This is a genomic window from Arthrobacter sp. H14 (assembly GCF_000520495.1).
Lineage (GTDB): Bacteria > Actinomycetota > Actinomycetes > Actinomycetales > Micrococcaceae > Arthrobacter_C.
Genome location: NZ_KI914646.1, coordinates 76,113 through 91,105 on the forward strand (window position 1 = coordinate 76,113; position 14,993 = coordinate 91,105).

Consider the following 14,993-nt stretch of genomic DNA (forward strand, 5'->3'; position numbering starts at 1 on the left):
GCTGACGGGCGCCTCAGGCGTAGTAGCGGCCGAGGACGTCTGCTTTGAGATCGAAGAAGGTGCCGTCCTCGATGGCGAGCCTCGCGTCGTCGACAAGTTTTACGATGAAGCGCTCGTTGTGGATCGAGGCCAGCGTAGCGCCCACCATTTCCTTGGCCTTGAACAGGTGATGCAGGTAGGCGCGGGTGTAGTTCGCGCAGGTGTAGCAGTCGCAGCCGTCCAGGATCGGAGTGAAGTCGCGCTTGTACCGGGCGCCGGAAATGTTGATCCTTCCGTCCTGCGTGTAAACGGCCGAGGTGCGCGCGACCCGGGTGGGGGAGACGCAGTCGAAGGTGTCCGCCCCGTTCTCGATCGCGGTGAAAATGTCGTCCGGCTCAGAGATGCCGAGCAGGTGCCGCGGCTTCTCCTCGGGGAGCTCCTCACTGCACCAGCGCACGATCGTGCCCAAATTTTCCTTCTCCAGCGCGCCGCCTATGCCGTAGCCGTCAAAGTCCATCGCACCGAGGTCCGAGCTGGCCTTGCGCCGCAGATCCTCGTACTGCGCCCCTTGGATGACGCCGAAAAGCGCCTGATACGGCTTGTGGCTGCGCACTTCGCTCAGCCGTTCATGCTCGGCGATGCACCGCGCGGCCCACAGGCGGGTCCGTTCCAGCGACGTTTCCTGATACCCGCGCGAGTTCATCAGGGTCGTCAGCTCGTCGAAGGCAAACATGATGTCGGCGCCGAGCTGGTGCTGGACCTGCATGGACACTTCCGGCGTGAAACGGTGAATGTCACCGTTGAGGTGCGACTTGAAGGTGACGCCGTCGTCGTCGACATGTGCCAGCCGCGTCCTTCCGGCGGCGACGTCGTCATCCGATTTATTGGGCGAATGCGAATCCATGTTGATGACCTTCTTGAAGCCGGCGCCGAGCGACATCACCTGGAAACCGCCGCTGTCGGTGAACGTCGGTCCGTGCCAGTTCATGAAGGCGCCGAGGCCGCCGGCTTCGTCGACCAGGTCCGCGCCGGGCTGAAGGTAGAGATGGTAAGCGTTCGCGAGCACCGCCTGAGCGCCGAGTTCCTTGACCGACTCGGGCAGCACGGCCTTGACAGTGGCTTTAGTTCCGACGGCGATGAAAGTGGGGGTCTGGATCTCGCCGTGCGGGGTGGTGATAGTGCCGGTCCGTCCGCGGTATCCGCCGTCGCCAGCGGGTCCCTGCTGGGTGGAGGGGGCGGTTTCGGAGAGGCGTTTGCCCACGGCAAAGGAAAAGTCGGATCGAGGCACTCCACCATTTTGTCAGGTCCGACGACGGGCGGTGAACGGGAGACCGGAACTGCAGCAGGCCGGGATATCCGTTGCGATAGTCTGGCACGGAACCAAACACTCCCTAACCGCCGATGCCAGCGCCGCCGTCGTACTCCTTTCAACAGAACGGTGCCTGCCCTCTTCATGAAACATCTGCGCAACTTCTTCACGATGGCGCCTTCGCAGCGGGACCACTATCCGGCCGCGCGGATCGCCCTTGGAGTCGCGCTGCCACTGCTCGTCGTGCTCGCCATGGGGCGGATCGACCTGACGATCTACGCGGCGTTCGGTGCGTTCGCGGGAATCTACGCCCGGTCGGAGACGTACCGCAGCCGGTTCCAGCATCAGGCCATCGCGGGCATGCTGCTCCTATTCTGTATCGGCCTGGGGACGGTCTTCGCGTCCTTAGGCGCTACGCCTTGGGCAGTGGTAATGACGACGGCGGTAATCGCCGGCGGCGGTTCGGTCGCCGCGGATTACTGGGGTCTGCGGCCGGGAGGTTCGCTGTTCTTCGTGTTCGCCTTCGCGGCCGTGGCGTCACTGCCGGACGTTCCACCTTTGTGGCAGGCGCTGCTCGTTGGAACCTGCAGCACCCTGCTGTCGTTACTGCTCGGACTGGCGGCCGCCGTCCCGGCACGGGTCCGTGGCCTCCGCAATGACGCAGTCCGCAACCGTCCAGCCCGCAATGGCTCGGACTCCGCAGTCGGCAATGGCGCAGTCCGCAATGGTTCAGTTCCAGCATCTCCACAGTCAACCGCCGGGCAGCGAAGCCGGGGCTGGAATGTGCTGCTGATTCACGCGCTGCGATACCTGGTGGCGGCCGGCATTGCGGGAAGTATCGCCACGATGGCGGGAATCGGGCACAGCTACTGGGCGATGGTTGCCGCCGTCGTACCTATTGCCGCTCCAACCCTGACCGGCCGGCTGACCCGGGCGGTGCACCGCATCGTAGGGACTCTGGGCGGGGTTGGCGTGACGGCGGTGATCCTGTCGCTGCCCCTGGAGGCATGGCATATCGTGCTGCTGATTGTGGCCCTGCAGTTCCTGGCTGAGATGTTCGTGATGCGTCATTACACGCTCGCGCTGTTTTTCATTACGCCACTGGCGCTGCTCATGTCCTACGTTGTGACGCAGGGAGATGCGGTACAGCTACTGGTCGACCGGACGGTGGAGACGGTCATCGGCGCCCTGGTGGGCGTCGTCGTCGTTGTGCTGATGCGTGACCGGGCGAAGGCGTTGGGCGGGCCGGGCACTCCGCGGGGCTGACTCCGTGGCGGATTCAGACGACGGGGTCGGACTCCGGGTAGTTCTGCTGCCGCCACTGATCCCAGCGCTCGCGGATGGAGCGCAGGTCCTTCGCGCCGACGTCATAGGTTGTGGCGATGACCATGACGCCGCCGTGGGGATGGTCTTCGTTGGCGGGCGTATCCGCCACGATCAGCAGCCCCTGACCGTGATCCGCGTAGTGGCTGACGGTCAGGCCGAGCTGGTGTTCGGACCGGAACCACAGCTTTCCGCTCAGCTCTTCGCCCGTGGCGGCAGTAACGGAGTACTCTTCGCCGGGTTCGGGCAGTCCGGCCAAGCCGAGCTTCTCCACAATGGGCTGGTCGGATTCCGAGGCGGTGCCGGAAAAGAAGGTGGTCCGCCGGCGGGTTTGCGGATGCCGCTCGAGGGTAAAGCGGAGCTGCTGGAGAAACGTCAGCCAGCCTTCGGTGATGTCGTCATAGTAAGCCGCCCATTCATCTCCGGAGTCGCGCGGAGCCCGTTCGAGCCGGACCTCGGTGCCGTCGCCGACCGGTTTAAGGGTGAACTTGTCCCCGCCATTGACGGTGAGGATGCAGTGATGATCATCTTCTTTGACGTCCGTGAAGAAGATCTGCTTGATTTCCTCGTCGAGCTCGTCGTATTGCCAGCCGTGCCATTGCGCCACTTTCGACGGCTCGCGCAGCATAATCCAGACCTGAGCCGCGTCGGCATTGATATGGACCGCTAAATCGACCTGGTTTTCAGCATCTCCCACCATGATCCGACTCTACTCCCGGCCTGCCGTCTGGTGAACAGCGGCGGCGGTTTTACCGGGATTCCGAGGCCAGATTTCGGATAGCGACCAGTTCATTGCTGGTCAGCCGGGCAAGTTCTTCATCCGGATAGGTTTCAGAACCGCCGTGCGCCAGCAGGAACAGCAGCATCTGCACCCGAAGTTTGCGCCAGTCCAGTTCCGTTTTCTTGTCGACGGCGGATATAGCCTTCGAGATTTCCCGGTCGTACAGGTTCGGCTCGTTCAAGGAACGCTGGCGCATGCGGGCGTTGATCTTGTTGCGGAAGTCGTCGTCGGACTCGCGGTCTGGAGCCCTGAGTTTGTGGGCGTAATCCGACGAGAGCTTCTCCTCGCCGTTCTCCGCGGCCATGTACGACGCCAGCGCAAGGCAGGCTTCGATACCGCTCCAGCGGCCGTGGTTTCCGTCGTACGGAAGCTCGGTAATCAGCTGGCAGACGGGCATCGCGCTGGACGCGTCATTCAAGTCGATGAAAAGCAGCTGGGCGAGGTCCTTGACGTCGGCGAGGCAACTGCCGGATTTGGTATTCAGCCCCTTGCCCAGGCGTTTGGCGATCCGTTGGACGCCGGAGTGCTCGGAATGGGCTGCGGCTGCCTGCGCGACGACGGACTCGGCCGTTCCGGAGGGGGCGGGCCGGCGCGTCGGGGCAGGCGGAATTACTGCGGCGCCCGCCGGGGCGGCGTCGACGAATGCGGACGTGCTGGTCCCGGCTGAGGCATCTGGATGCTCGCTCGCGGTCATGCAAAAACTCCTTGTATCCCTCTCCCAACTCTCTCAAGTATAGGAACCGGAAGCCGCGCAAAGCCGCATGTCGGGTGCAGCGTGCGTGTCAGCCCCTAACGGCCCCAGCCGGCGTGCGCGAGAGCCTGTCGGACGAGGTCCCCGCGGCCGCCTGCGAACTCCGCAAGAACACCCGGACTGAGCACCTCTTGAGGCGTCAGCCAGCTCAGGTCGAGCGCATCCTGGCGGGGTTCGCACTCGCCGGTTACCGGGATGACGTAGGCAAGTGCGACGGCGTGCTGGCGCTCGTCGGTCAGGCCGGTTTGCGACGGCGATGGGAAATATTCGGCGACGGTGAACGGAGCCGGGCAAACCGGCAGCTGTGGCAGCGCCATCGGACCCAGATCCTTCTCCAGGTGCCGAAGCAGGGCCGCCCGGATGGTTTCCCGGTAGAGCACCCGCCCGGACACGAGCGTACGCACCATCGCTCCTTCATCTGACGCCTGCAGCAGCAGCCCGACTTCGGTGACGCAGCCGAGCGGGTCGACCCGCACCGGTACGGCTTCGACGTAGACCAAGGGCAAGCGTTGCCGGGCCTCGTACAGGTCCTCTTCGGAGAGCCAGCCGGGGTATGGATCGGGGGTGCGCACAGAACTCATTCTTTTGTTGTATCCGATTCTGCCGCTGGCGGCTATTCGGCGCGCGTAAAGCCGTGCAGGTCGGCCTGCTTCTTTCCCTGCCCGCACGTACGCCCAGACGGCCGCAGCGGGTCAATGCGGATTGCCGCACAGGCGGCTAAGCTCGATGTGACGGTTGCGCTCCCCGGTCTGAATCGCGGACTGGTTGAGATGGGAGCGCTTCTCTATGACGTTTGCCGCCACATCAAGGAGGATGGATGGACATCGCGAGCGGAGTCGCCCTGGTCACCGGTGGTGCATCGGGACTGGGTGCAGCGACAGCTAAAAAACTTTACGACGACGGCGCATCCGTGGTGATCGTCGACCTTCCGCAGTCGAAGGGCGCCGAATACGCCGCCGAGCTCGGTGAGCGGGCTGTGTTCATGCCGGCGGACGTGACGAACGAGGCAGAGGTCCAGGCCGCGGTTGATGCCGCCGTCGAACTCGGTCCGCTGCGGATTGTGGTCAACTGCGCCGGGGTGGCGACTCCGGGAAAGGTGCTCGGACGGGACGGTGTGCTCCCGCTGGAGAAGTTCCAGCAAGTCATCCAGGTCAACCTGGTTGGCACCTTCAACGTCACCCGGCTGGCAGCGGCAGCAATGGTCAAGACGGACCCGGTCGACGGCGGACTCGGCCCGGAGCGCGGCGTCATCATCAACACGGCATCGGTTGCTGCCTTCGATGGCCAGATTGGCCAGCCCGCGTATGCGGCGTCCAAGGGCGCGGTGGCCGCGATGACCTTGCCGCTGGCGCGCGAACTGGCGCGCTCGCAGGTCCGCGTCATGACGATTGCGCCCGGCATTTTCGAAACACCGATGATGGCGGGTCTGCCGCAGGAGGCGCAGGACTCGCTCGGCGCCCAGGTGCCCCATCCGTCGCGGCTCGGCAAGCCCGCAGAGTATGCATCCCTCGCCGCGCACATCGTCGAGAACGCCATGTTGAACGGTGAGACAATCCGGCTGGATGGGGCGATCCGGATGGCGCCAAAATGATGCACGGCGCACTGGCACTTGACGGCACACCAACCAACCGATGGACAACTCTTTGAACCCGGACGATTTACCCTCGGCAGACTACTTTTCCTTTGAGGAGCTGCTGAATAAGCCCGAGCGGAACAAGCTCGAGGAATTGCGCGGCTTCCTGGCCAAGGAGGTGGCGCCCAATGCCGGGCAGTGGTGGAACAGCGGCGAATTTCCACACGAACTGCTGCCCAAGCTCGGCGGCCTGGGTCTGAGTACGCCGGTCCAGCAGGGCTACAGCCACCTTTTTGCCGGCATCGTCATCGCGGAAATGACCCGCTGCGATACGTCCATCGCGACCTTCTTCATGGTCCACCACGACCTCTTCGTCGACGCCCTGCACCGGTTCGGGTCGGAAGAGCAGAAAAACAGATTGCTCGACGACGCCATGCACCTGCGCACGACCGGTGCCTTCGCGCTGACCGAGCCCGAGCATGGTTCCGATGTAGCTGGCGGAATGGCCACAACCGCCACCCGTGACGGGGACACCTGGATCCTCAATGGCGCCAAGCGCTGGATCGGCAACGGAACCTTCTGCGACTACATGCTGCTGTGGGCGAAAGACTCGGAGACCGGCCAGATCCGCGGCTTCATCCTCGATGCAACCCTGCCCGGCGTCAGCCGCACCAGGATCGACAACAAAATCGCCCTGCGAACCGTGCAGAATGCCGACATCAAACTGGAAGATGTACGAGTTGCCGAAGCCGATCGTTTTGCCGGCATTTCCAGTTTCGAGGACACCAAGTACCTGCTCCGTGGCTCGCGGATCCAGGTCGGCTGGCAAGCCGTCGGCCAACAACTGGCGGCGTTCGACGTCGCCCGGCGGTACGCCGTCGAGCGGCACCAGTTCGGTAAACCCATCGCCGGCTTCCAATTGGTGCAGGAGCAGCTGGTCCAGATGCTCGGAAATACCGTCGCGAGCATGGGCATGATGACCAGGGTTGCGCAGCTGCAGGAGGATGAATACCTGAATCCGAAGCCCGGCCGCAGCAGGGTCGATATGCCGCAGGCCGCACTTGCCAAGTCCTACACCTCGGCCCGCATGCGCGAGACCGTTTCGCTCGGCCGCGGGATCCTGGGCGGCAACGGAATTGTCACCGACTACGGAATGGCGAAGGTGTTCGCGGACGCCGAGGCGATCTTCACCTATGAGGGCAGCAAGGAGATCAACACCCTGATCACCGGCCGCGACATTACAGGCATCTCCGCCATCCTCTGATCCCCGCCCTGCACATCGGGCGTTAGCAGCCCAACTGTCCCACCATTCGGCGCCGAATGTTGGGCACGAACGGTTTCTGCCCAACATTCGAGTTCGGATGGTGGGCCCTAGTGGACCGCAGTGCCGGATTCCTGCCAGGAGATAACGTCCCGGTATCGAGTTTCGACGGCCCGGTAGTAAGGTTGCTTTCTTTTCGGCACAATGGCCAGTATGGATACTCAAGAACCCAGTATGGATACTCAAGAACTCAGCGCCATCGCACTTGTCTGTACGCTCACCCCGTCACCCGCGCCCTCCAGCAGCGACCTGCTGGCCCGGCAGATCCTGGACGGACTGGCCGAGCACAACGTTTCCGGCTCCGTCGTCCGGGTCGTGGATCACGATATCCGTCCCGGCGTGAAGACGGATATGGGCGACGGTGACGAGTGGCCGGCCATCCGGGAGAAAATCCTGGCGGCCGACATCCTTGTGCTCGCGACTCCCATTTGGCTGGGCCACCCGGCCAGCATTTCCCAGCGCGTGTTGGAGCGCCTTGATGCCGAACTGGCGGAGACCGACGACGCCGGCCGTCCGATTTTGTTCGACAAGGTGGCCGTCGTCGGCGTCGTGGGTAATGAAGACGGCGCGCACAACGTCATTGCCCAGCTGTTCCAGGGATTGAACGACGTCGGCTTCAGCATTGCCGGCCAAAGCGGAACTTACTGGGTCGGAGAGGCCATGCACGGGACCGATTTCAAGGACCTGGACAAGGTCCCGGACCCGGTGGCGAAGACGACGGCGACGGCCGCCCGCAATGCAGCACACCTGGCGAAGATGCTCAAGCAGAACGCCTATCCGGCAGGCTAGCGCAAGACAGGCCGGTCAGCGAGGGCAAACGGCCAGCGTGCTATACGCAGGCTAGCGCGGCGCCTTTTCGCCCGCTTCGACGGCCAGCTCGAGCGAATTGACCCGCATCGGGGCCGGGCAAGCGCCGAATTCGGTGAAGCTGAACGGATAATTGATTGCGCGGTTGAAGTCGATCGTCACGGAATCATCCTCCGCCGGCGGATCGGTTTCGACGAAGCGCCATGCCGCCGTCGTTCCGCCATTGGTCTGGTCGTGGAAGTTCAGCGTCAGTCCGCCGTCCGCGGCCGCCGAGGCAGCCAGCCGGTGCGTCCCGCCGTCGTACTCAAAAATCACGTCGCCGACTGCTGTGACGGGAATCGTCACGTCGTGGCGGGCCGACTTGACCGGTTCGGTGCGCGGCTCATCGTGCGGTACGAACTGCGCCGGCACCACCCAATCCGGCGAGTAATCGAACGTCGGTACGCCGTCGAAATCAGTCAGCGTTGAGGCGCGCGGGTCGCGGATCCGGATGGCGTAGCGGTTCGAACGCATCGCCAGTTCAACCAGCAGCTCGCCATTACGCAGCCACATCAGCGATTCGTCGTTGGATAGCTGCGCGGTGATGGTGCCGCTGACATGCTGGCCGGTGACCTGCGCGGATTCGGCGGAAGGATTGGCAATGCTGAAGTGCTCGGCGCCGTCGGTCGTCAGCGCCGCCGTCGTTCCATCGCTCCGCCACAATCCGGGCAACCCCTCCAACTGTTCCGGAACGCTGGGCAGCCACTGGAAGGACGTCAACGTCAGCCAGCCATGTTGGGATGCCAGCGTCTCCTCCCGCTTGCGGTGCCACTCGGCCCATTTAGCTTCGGCGGTGGACAGTTCCTGTTGATCAGCGGGCATGGGTCAATTCTGACGGGTCGAAAACCGTGGAACAAGTTCGGCATCGTCAGTAGAGTCGACAGGAGAAGAACGACGACGACGTCGAAAGGCACCACTGTGGGCAACGAAAACCTGAACAGGGACATGGCGCGGCATCCTCTCGGAGGGGTCGAGCAGATCGATGACGAACGGGCTGCGCTGACCTTCGAGCGAGTGTACGCCTACCCTGTGGAGGACGTGTGGGCGGCGTTGACCCGGCCGGAGGAAACCATCAAGTGGCTGGCGGAGTCGGACGGTGATCTGCAGATCGGCGGTGCCTTCAACCTGAGATGGCGCAACGTTGCCGAGGAAGATCTCGAGTGGTGGGAAGGGCGGATCCTGCAGATCGAGCCGCCGAACCTGTTCGTCTACAACAATCAGGCGCACGGGCTGCTCCGCTGGGAATTGGAACCCACGGACGACGACGGCGGTGCGGGTTGCCGCTTGAAGTTCACCAATGTGGTCAACGCAGTGGGGGAGCAGGCATTGATGAGCGTGGCCGGATGGCACACGCATCTGGACCATTTACAGGAGGCACTGGGCGGCCGGTCCGTTGACTGGCCACGCTGGCGGGAGGACCTTTATCCCGCATGGGAAGCCGTGCATGCCGACTACGTCAGGGAATACGCGTAAGGACGCACCCGTTCCGGCAGGAACAGTCCGATCGATCTTGAGGAGGATGACATGAAGGCTGCGTATTACGAAGCATTCGGTGGGCCGGAGGTCCTGAAGTACGGCGAGCAACCGGAGCCAAAGCTCGGGCCGGACACTGTACTGGTCGACATCAAGGCGAGCTCGGTCAACCCCGTCGACTGGGCCGTTATGGGCGGCTACCTGGACTCCATGAGTTATTCGCACTTCCCCGTCATCACCGGCTGGGATCTCGCCGGCGTCGTCAAAACACCCGGTCCCGCCGTCGAGGAATTCCAGCCCGGCGATGAGGTGATCGGCTATGTCCGGATGGACGTCATCGGCCACGGCACTTTTGCCGAGCAGGTCGCCGCGCCGGTCCGCACCTTGGCCCGGAAGCCGAAGAATGTGAGCTGGGAGCAGGCCGCCACCATCCCACTGACCGGGTTGACCGCTTATCAGTCACTGGTCCACTTCCTGAAGGTCGCCGACGGCGAAACCGTGCTCATCCACGGCGGCTCCGGCGGAGTTGGTACCTATGCGGTCCAGATCGCCCGTGCCAGAGGAGCGCGCGTCATTGCGACGGCGTCGGAGCGCAACCATGAATTCCTGAAGGATCTGGGTGCTGAACCAACCACTTACGGCGAGGGGGCGGTCGAGCGGTTCAAGGCACTTGCGCCGGACGGAATCGACGCCATTCTGGATCTTTCCGGCGGGGACGAACTTGCCCCGAGCGTGGAACTGCTCATGACTCCCGGCCGGGTGGTCTCGGTTGTGAATCCGGCGGTGAAAGAGATGGGCGGGCACTATGTTTTCGTCCGCCCCGACCCTGAGGACCTGACTGCGTTGACCGAATTGGTCGAGGCCGGAAAGGTCACGCCCGTGCTGACGGAAACCTTCGACCTCAAGGATGCCGCCAAGGCGTTCGAACTCAGCATGGGAGGACACGTCCGCGGCAAAATCGCTATCCGCGTGCAGTAGGCGGGCGCCGGCCATGGCGCCGATCAGCTATCCAGCACGGCAGGGTTCAACCTACCGGATTGTGAAGTAACGGGTGGCTCAGCGGATTCCTATGAGCCACCGCTGCAGCGCCATGGCCAGTTGTACCGGCGCGTCGTATTGGATGAGGTGCCCTGCGTCGTCGATCAATTCAAGGTCGGCCCCGGGAATCATCTGCGCAAGCTGGGTGGCACGGCCAGCGGGTATCCAGCTGTCGTTGCTGCCCCAGATGATCTTCACGGGTAGCTGAATTTCGCTGTACCGGCCCTGGATTTCGTCCGTGAAGCGTTCATCGGCCGCGGCGATCTGCCGGTAAAACGCGACCTGTCCCTCGGGCGACAGCCACGGCGACGTCAGTGCGAGCAGCTGCTCGGGCGTCAATCCACGGTGGCTGGCTCCGGCGATGTAGGCCTCGACGGCACCACGGTGGACGGGAGGAGGTTGCGCGGCGAAAACTTCCGGGTTCGCGGCCACGAGCCGGAAAAAGCCGGATCCCCACGGGCGCAGGGCCACTACGTCGACCAAGGCCAGCGAAGCGTAGGAAGCGCCATGCAGCAGATGCGCCCGCAGGGACACCGCGCCACCGTAATCGTGGGCAACAAGATGAGGAGACTCCAGCTCCCAGTACCGCAGAAGGTCGCTCAACAGTTCCGACTGTGTGCCCAGGTCGACGGCGTGATCCGGGTGCATCGATGACTGACCGTAGCCGGGCATATCCCACAGATACACAGTGAAGTCACGGCTGAGGGCTTCAGCAAATGGCGCCCATACCGTTGACGACCACGGCGTGCCATGACACATGACCACCGGTGGCCCCGACCCCAGCCGACGCCACGCCACCGAGCGACCCCGCCACTCGAATCTGCATGATAATTCCACCCCCTTAGAATGCCATGATGATGGAGGAGGGAGGACAATGCCGGCATGACGGTTTTAGCTGAGTTGGAGCTGGGTAATGGATCTACAATAGGTCTGCGTCGAGCTGCTGTTCAGGACGTGTCCTCGATTGTTCGCCTTCTAGCGGACGATGAGTTGGGCGCAGCCCGCGACGGCGCCGATGACGATGAGGCGCTGCAGCTCTACCTGAGAGCCTTCAAAGCTATTGATTCCGATCCCGCACACCTTTTGGTCGTCGCCATTGCCGCCAATACTGTGGTGGGCACAATGCAGCTCTGCTGCTTCCTGCCGGGTTTGTCGCGCCGTGGAGCGCTACGTGAGCAAATCGAGGCGGTACGCGTCGCCGCCAATCATCGGGCCGCGGGTTTGGGGACAGCTATGATCACCTGGGCCATAGAAGAGGCACGACGACGGGAATGTGCCCTCGTCCAGCTCACCACCGACAAGTCGAGGAAGAACGCCCACCGGTTCTACTACAAACTCGGATTCGTGGCGTCACATGAAGGACTGAAGCTAACCCTCTGACGCTCATCCGGCATACGGCAAAGCATCGAAGAAGATTGCGGTGAACATTGAGTCGGCGGTGGCACACTGGTGTCATGCCGTCGTTCCGAGCCCTGCTTAATGTCCTCGAGCTCCGCCCTGGCCATCGGCCCGAGGATGTAATGGAAAGTGCCACCGCGGCGGTTGGGTCGGCGCACCTTATCGAGGCGGACCACCTCGACATTGTCGCCGGCGTCCCGCGGATTACCGTGCGCTTCATGGTGGAGACAAGCACCGATGCGGATGAGGACGACGCCGCTTGCCGGACCGCAGCCAACATGCGCCATGCTGTCCAGCGAGTGGCCGACGTCGGGAGGCTGGGCGTGATGCGCCGGAACCGCGGTCGCTGGGAACCGGTCCAGGCGGTCAGCAGGGAATGAGGGAAGGGTCAGCGGCGGGGAGTTGATGCGAGCACGCGGTCTTCCGCGTCCGGCGTCTCCTGCGGCGTGACTCCACCGTTGCGGCGGTTTTCCCAGGCGGACTTGAGTCCCACACCGCTGGCAATGAGAACGCCCACGACGATCCCGACTCCGACGCCGATCACCGCGCTGGCCCACCAGGGGAGATCGGTGGTGGATCCGGTCAGGTAGCCGAGTCCCACCATCCAGCCGCCCCACATTAGCGATCCCACGGCGTCGGCCAGCAGGAAGCCTTTGGTGGGCACGTGCGCCATGCCGGCTGCCGCCATCGTTGCTGTTCTGCCTGCCGGTATGAAGCGGCCGGCGATGATGGCGGCGTACGTCGAGGAGGATCCGCCTTTATTCGCCGCCTTCAGGATGGCCCGGTGGACGGCCCGCCCCCATTTGAACCGGTCGAGGACACGGGACAGCTTCTTCTTGAACAGGAAGTAGACGAGGGCGTCGCCAAGCCAGGCGCCCAGACCGGCGAGAACGACGGCGACAATTACGTTAAGTTGGCCGGCCGCCGCGAGCGCTCCGGTGGTGACAACGAAGATCTCGGATGGCACTGCAGGAATGGCAGCGTCGATGACCACCAGCGGAACTATTAGGAAATAGAAAGCCGGATGCCAGGCGCCCAAGCTCATGAAATCCACGTTTTAAATGTAACTGGTAGGCCGCTGGGAAAGCTATGGGTGGGAGACGGGATGGGTCCCGAATTCACGAAGCTGTAACCGGCTGTTGTACTGGACCGGGGCCCCGGACAGCGGATCGGTGAATTTGATGGAGCGGGCCAGCAGCTGCAGCGGTTTGTCGTAATCGTCCGGAGCTTCTTCCAGCAGGGTGGGGTAGAAGCGGTCGTTGAGGATGCCGATTCCCTGCGAGGCCATGTGCACGCGGAGCTGGTGGGTCTTTCCAGTGTGCGGCTCCAACCGGTACCGGCCCAGTCCCCGGTAGGAATCGAGCAATTCGATCCTGGTTTCGGCGTTCGGTTGGCCCTCGATTTCCTGGGACAGCAGATAGGTGCGGGACTTGAACATCCGGCTGCGGACCGTCGCCGGCAGCTCAAGGTCCGTGTTCAGGGGAGCGACGGCCTCGTACGTCTTGCGGACCTTGCGGTGCTCGAAGAGGGTTTGGTATTTTCCACGGGTCAGCGGGTCGACGGCGAAAAGGAGGACGCCGGCCGTCATCCGGTCCAGGCGGTGGATGGGAACCAGATCCGGCAGGTCGAGCAGCACGCGCAGCCGGACCAACGCCGATTCGGCCACGAACATGCCGCCGGGCGTGGTGGGCAGGAAATGCGGTTTGTCCACGACCAGCAGATTTTCGTCCAGGTGCAGGATGTCGAGCTCGACCGGGATGCGGTGCTCTTCGGGCAGCTCGCGGTAGTACCAAATGAAGGTGTGCTCGTTCAGCGGCGTCTGGGGTGTGATCGGAACGCCCCCGACGCCGACGACCTCGCCGCGCTCGAACCGCTCCACGATTCCGTCCGGATCAACATGGTTGAACCGCTTGAGGACGTACTCCATCGCGGTATCCCAGTGCCCCTCATCCGGCAGGCGCAAACGGGTCGCGTTCACGCCGTTGCGGACGGGCAGAGGGGAAGTCATCACCGCACAAGTCTACCGGCCGCTCGACCCGCGGGGCGCGGCGGGGTCACTAACCGCAGGGTGCTGGCCTCCCTCCGCAGAGTTGGGTTGGTAGTCCTCGGGATCCGTGAGGTAGACCTGTTCGATCAGAGCGGTCAGGCGCTCCACATAGGGATGGAGGTTGTCCTCCGGCCACATCACCCACACCGGAATCCCGGGTGCATCCTTCACCGGAACGTACCGGACGTCGCGGCGGGGAAAGTGCGCCGCGGTGGCCTCCGAAGTCACGCCGACCGCCTTGCCCATGGCGATCGTCTCCAGCCAGTGGTCGGTGTCGACGGTCTCGACAATCCGCAGTGGTTCCGACGCTGGAAACAAGGCCTCCGTCGTCGTTCCGGTTTTCCTGTTCAGCGCCAGCGGCCGGGATGCTATTTCCTTGAGGGTGACACTGCGCCGCCGGGACCATTCATGCTGGCGTGGAACCGCGCAGACACGCCGTTCGGAGCCGACCCGACGCAGTCGATAGCCGGTGCGGTCCGGTTCTCCGCGCACGATGGCGGCATCGCTCACGCCTTCAGCAATGCCTCCGGTGGGGCTGTTGTGATGGCTCAGGATGAGTTCGACGCCGGGAAACTTCGCCTCCCAGAGGATGTAGAGCCGGCGGGTCCTCAGCCCCAGCCCGGACCAGGCATAACCCACCCGTAAGGTCGTCGCCTGGGCCAGGAGCGGGAGTGAGTCAACATCGCGGAGTGCGCGGCGGGCGCGCAGCAGCACCTCGTTGCCCAGTTCAGTGAAATCGAGACGGCGCGAGGTCCTGTTGAGCAGGCGGGCGCCGAGTACCGTTTCGAATTGGGCAATGCTGCGGGAAATCGCAGCCTGCGAGACTCTCAACGAGATGGCCGCATCGGTGAATGTTCCTTCATCGGCGACGGCCACCAGCGCCCGCAAATGCCGCAGTTCCACATGCATAACCCAAGTGTATAGATCGAGCGCGGAATGCATTTTTCCGACGGCGGCTTCCGGAGTTCAACTGTCTGCATGACCGCTTTAATTCACCGCCGGTCCGGGCGGAACGGGACGTCCGGGATCAACGTCCTGATTGCCGGCGCTTCCTCCCAGCAACTCGGGGCGGCTGTCGGCGCGAGCCTGTTTCCGGTGCTCGGCCCGGTGGGGGTGATCGCGTTGCGGCAACTCGTCATGGCGGCCGTCCACCT

At 63.6% G+C, this 14,993-nt stretch carries 17 protein-coding genes; 8 read left to right on the forward strand and 9 right to left on the reverse strand.

Annotation, left to right across the window (positions count from 1 at the left end; all coding sequences use genetic code 11):
- Positions 1-13: 13 nt before the first annotated feature.
- Entirely contained in the window at positions 14-1,267 is a 1,254-nt protein-coding gene (gene tgt / locus Y707_RS0109050) for a tRNA guanosine(34) transglycosylase Tgt (RefSeq protein WP_026534845.1), read from the reverse strand.
- Positions 1,268-1,432: 165 nt separating this feature from the next.
- On the opposite strand from tgt, the gene Y707_RS0109055 reads away from it, so the two are divergent.
- Entirely contained in the window at positions 1,433-2,554 is a 1,122-nt protein-coding gene (locus Y707_RS0109055) for an FUSC family protein (RefSeq protein ID WP_026534846.1), read from the forward strand.
- 13 nt (positions 2,555-2,567) lie between these two features.
- On the opposite strand, the gene Y707_RS0109060 is transcribed toward Y707_RS0109055, so the two are convergent.
- The 3 genes from Y707_RS0109060 to Y707_RS0109070 all read right to left on the reverse strand — a co-directional run bounded on the left by Y707_RS0109060 (position 2,568) and on the right by Y707_RS0109070 (position 4,724).
- Positions 2,568-3,311 carry an SRPBCC family protein gene (locus tag Y707_RS0109060; protein WP_035780935.1) on the reverse strand — a complete coding sequence of 248 codons (744 nt, stop codon included), beginning with the start codon at positions 3,309-3,311 and terminating at the stop codon, positions 2,568-2,570.
- A 49-nt stretch (positions 3,312-3,360) separates the two neighbouring features.
- Positions 3,361-4,086: a DUF6707 family protein gene (locus Y707_RS24655; RefSeq protein WP_051441814.1), complete on the reverse strand. Its 726-nt coding sequence runs from the start codon at positions 4,084-4,086 to the stop codon at positions 3,361-3,363.
- Between the two features lie 95 nt (positions 4,087-4,181).
- Positions 4,182-4,724, reverse strand: a complete 543-nt coding sequence (locus tag Y707_RS0109070) for an NUDIX hydrolase family protein (RefSeq protein WP_026534848.1) — start codon at positions 4,722-4,724, stop codon at positions 4,182-4,184.
- A 236-nt stretch (positions 4,725-4,960) separates the two neighbouring features.
- Between Y707_RS0109070 and Y707_RS0109075 the strand changes: the two genes are divergently transcribed.
- The 3 genes from Y707_RS0109075 (at position 4,961) to Y707_RS0109085 (ending at position 7,826) form a co-directional block, all read left to right on the forward strand.
- Entirely contained in the window at positions 4,961-5,734 is a 774-nt protein-coding gene (locus Y707_RS0109075; protein ID WP_026534849.1) for a 3-hydroxyacyl-CoA dehydrogenase, read from the forward strand.
- 40 nt (positions 5,735-5,774) lie between these two features.
- The gene (locus Y707_RS0109080; RefSeq protein WP_026534850.1) at positions 5,775-6,980 is read left to right on the forward strand and encodes an acyl-CoA dehydrogenase family protein; all 1,206 of its coding nucleotides are present in this window, start codon (positions 5,775-5,777) and stop codon (positions 6,978-6,980) included.
- A 210-nt stretch (positions 6,981-7,190) separates the two neighbouring features.
- Positions 7,191-7,826: a flavodoxin family protein gene (locus tag Y707_RS0109085; RefSeq protein WP_253905115.1), complete on the forward strand. Its 636-nt coding sequence runs from the start codon at positions 7,191-7,193 to the stop codon at positions 7,824-7,826.
- A 51-nt stretch (positions 7,827-7,877) separates the two neighbouring features.
- Here Y707_RS0109085 and Y707_RS0109090 read toward each other — a convergent pair whose 3' ends face one another.
- On the reverse strand, positions 7,878-8,705 hold the full coding sequence (locus tag Y707_RS0109090; RefSeq protein WP_051441815.1) for a DUF1684 domain-containing protein: 828 nt from the start codon (positions 8,703-8,705) through the stop codon (positions 7,878-7,880).
- A gap of 96 nt (positions 8,706-8,801) precedes the next feature.
- On the opposite strand from Y707_RS0109090, the gene Y707_RS24660 reads away from it, so the two are divergent.
- Together Y707_RS24660 and Y707_RS0109100 are read left to right on the forward strand one after the other, a co-directional pair.
- Positions 8,802-9,356: an SRPBCC family protein gene (locus Y707_RS24660; protein ID WP_051441816.1), complete on the forward strand. Its 555-nt coding sequence runs from the start codon at positions 8,802-8,804 to the stop codon at positions 9,354-9,356.
- 51 nt (positions 9,357-9,407) lie between these two features.
- Positions 9,408-10,334 carry an NADP-dependent oxidoreductase gene (locus Y707_RS0109100; protein ID WP_026534853.1) on the forward strand — a complete coding sequence of 309 codons (927 nt, stop codon included), beginning with the start codon at positions 9,408-9,410 and terminating at the stop codon, positions 10,332-10,334.
- Between the two features lie 78 nt (positions 10,335-10,412).
- On the opposite strand, the gene Y707_RS0109105 is transcribed toward Y707_RS0109100, so the two are convergent.
- Positions 10,413-11,153: an alpha/beta fold hydrolase gene (locus Y707_RS0109105; RefSeq protein WP_081744740.1), complete on the reverse strand. Its 741-nt coding sequence runs from the start codon at positions 11,151-11,153 to the stop codon at positions 10,413-10,415.
- Between the two features lie 123 nt (positions 11,154-11,276).
- On the opposite strand from Y707_RS0109105, the gene Y707_RS0109110 reads away from it, so the two are divergent.
- A complete protein-coding gene (locus tag Y707_RS0109110; RefSeq protein ID WP_051441817.1) occupies positions 11,277-11,774 on the forward strand; it encodes a GNAT family N-acetyltransferase in 498 nt (165 codons plus the stop codon).
- 74 nt (positions 11,775-11,848) lie between these two features.
- Positions 11,849-12,172 carry a hypothetical protein gene (locus Y707_RS0109115; RefSeq protein WP_026534856.1) on the forward strand — a complete coding sequence of 108 codons (324 nt, stop codon included), beginning with the start codon at positions 11,849-11,851 and terminating at the stop codon, positions 12,170-12,172.
- Between the two features lie 8 nt (positions 12,173-12,180).
- On the opposite strand, the gene Y707_RS24665 is transcribed toward Y707_RS0109115, so the two are convergent.
- From Y707_RS24665 to Y707_RS24670, 3 genes are read right to left on the reverse strand one after another with little or no spacing between them, the layout of a single operon-like run.
- Positions 12,181-12,837 carry a DedA family protein gene (locus tag Y707_RS24665; RefSeq protein WP_253905118.1) on the reverse strand — a complete coding sequence of 219 codons (657 nt, stop codon included), beginning with the start codon at positions 12,835-12,837 and terminating at the stop codon, positions 12,181-12,183.
- 42 nt (positions 12,838-12,879) lie between these two features.
- Positions 12,880-13,800 carry a pseudouridine synthase gene (locus Y707_RS0109125; protein ID WP_026534857.1) on the reverse strand — a complete coding sequence of 307 codons (921 nt, stop codon included), beginning with the start codon at positions 13,798-13,800 and terminating at the stop codon, positions 12,880-12,882.
- Between the two features lie 12 nt (positions 13,801-13,812).
- Positions 13,813-14,748, reverse strand: coding sequence for a LysR family transcriptional regulator (locus Y707_RS24670; protein WP_162150202.1), 936 nt, complete (start codon positions 14,746-14,748; stop codon positions 13,813-13,815).
- Between the last annotated feature and the right edge of the window lie 245 nt (positions 14,749-14,993).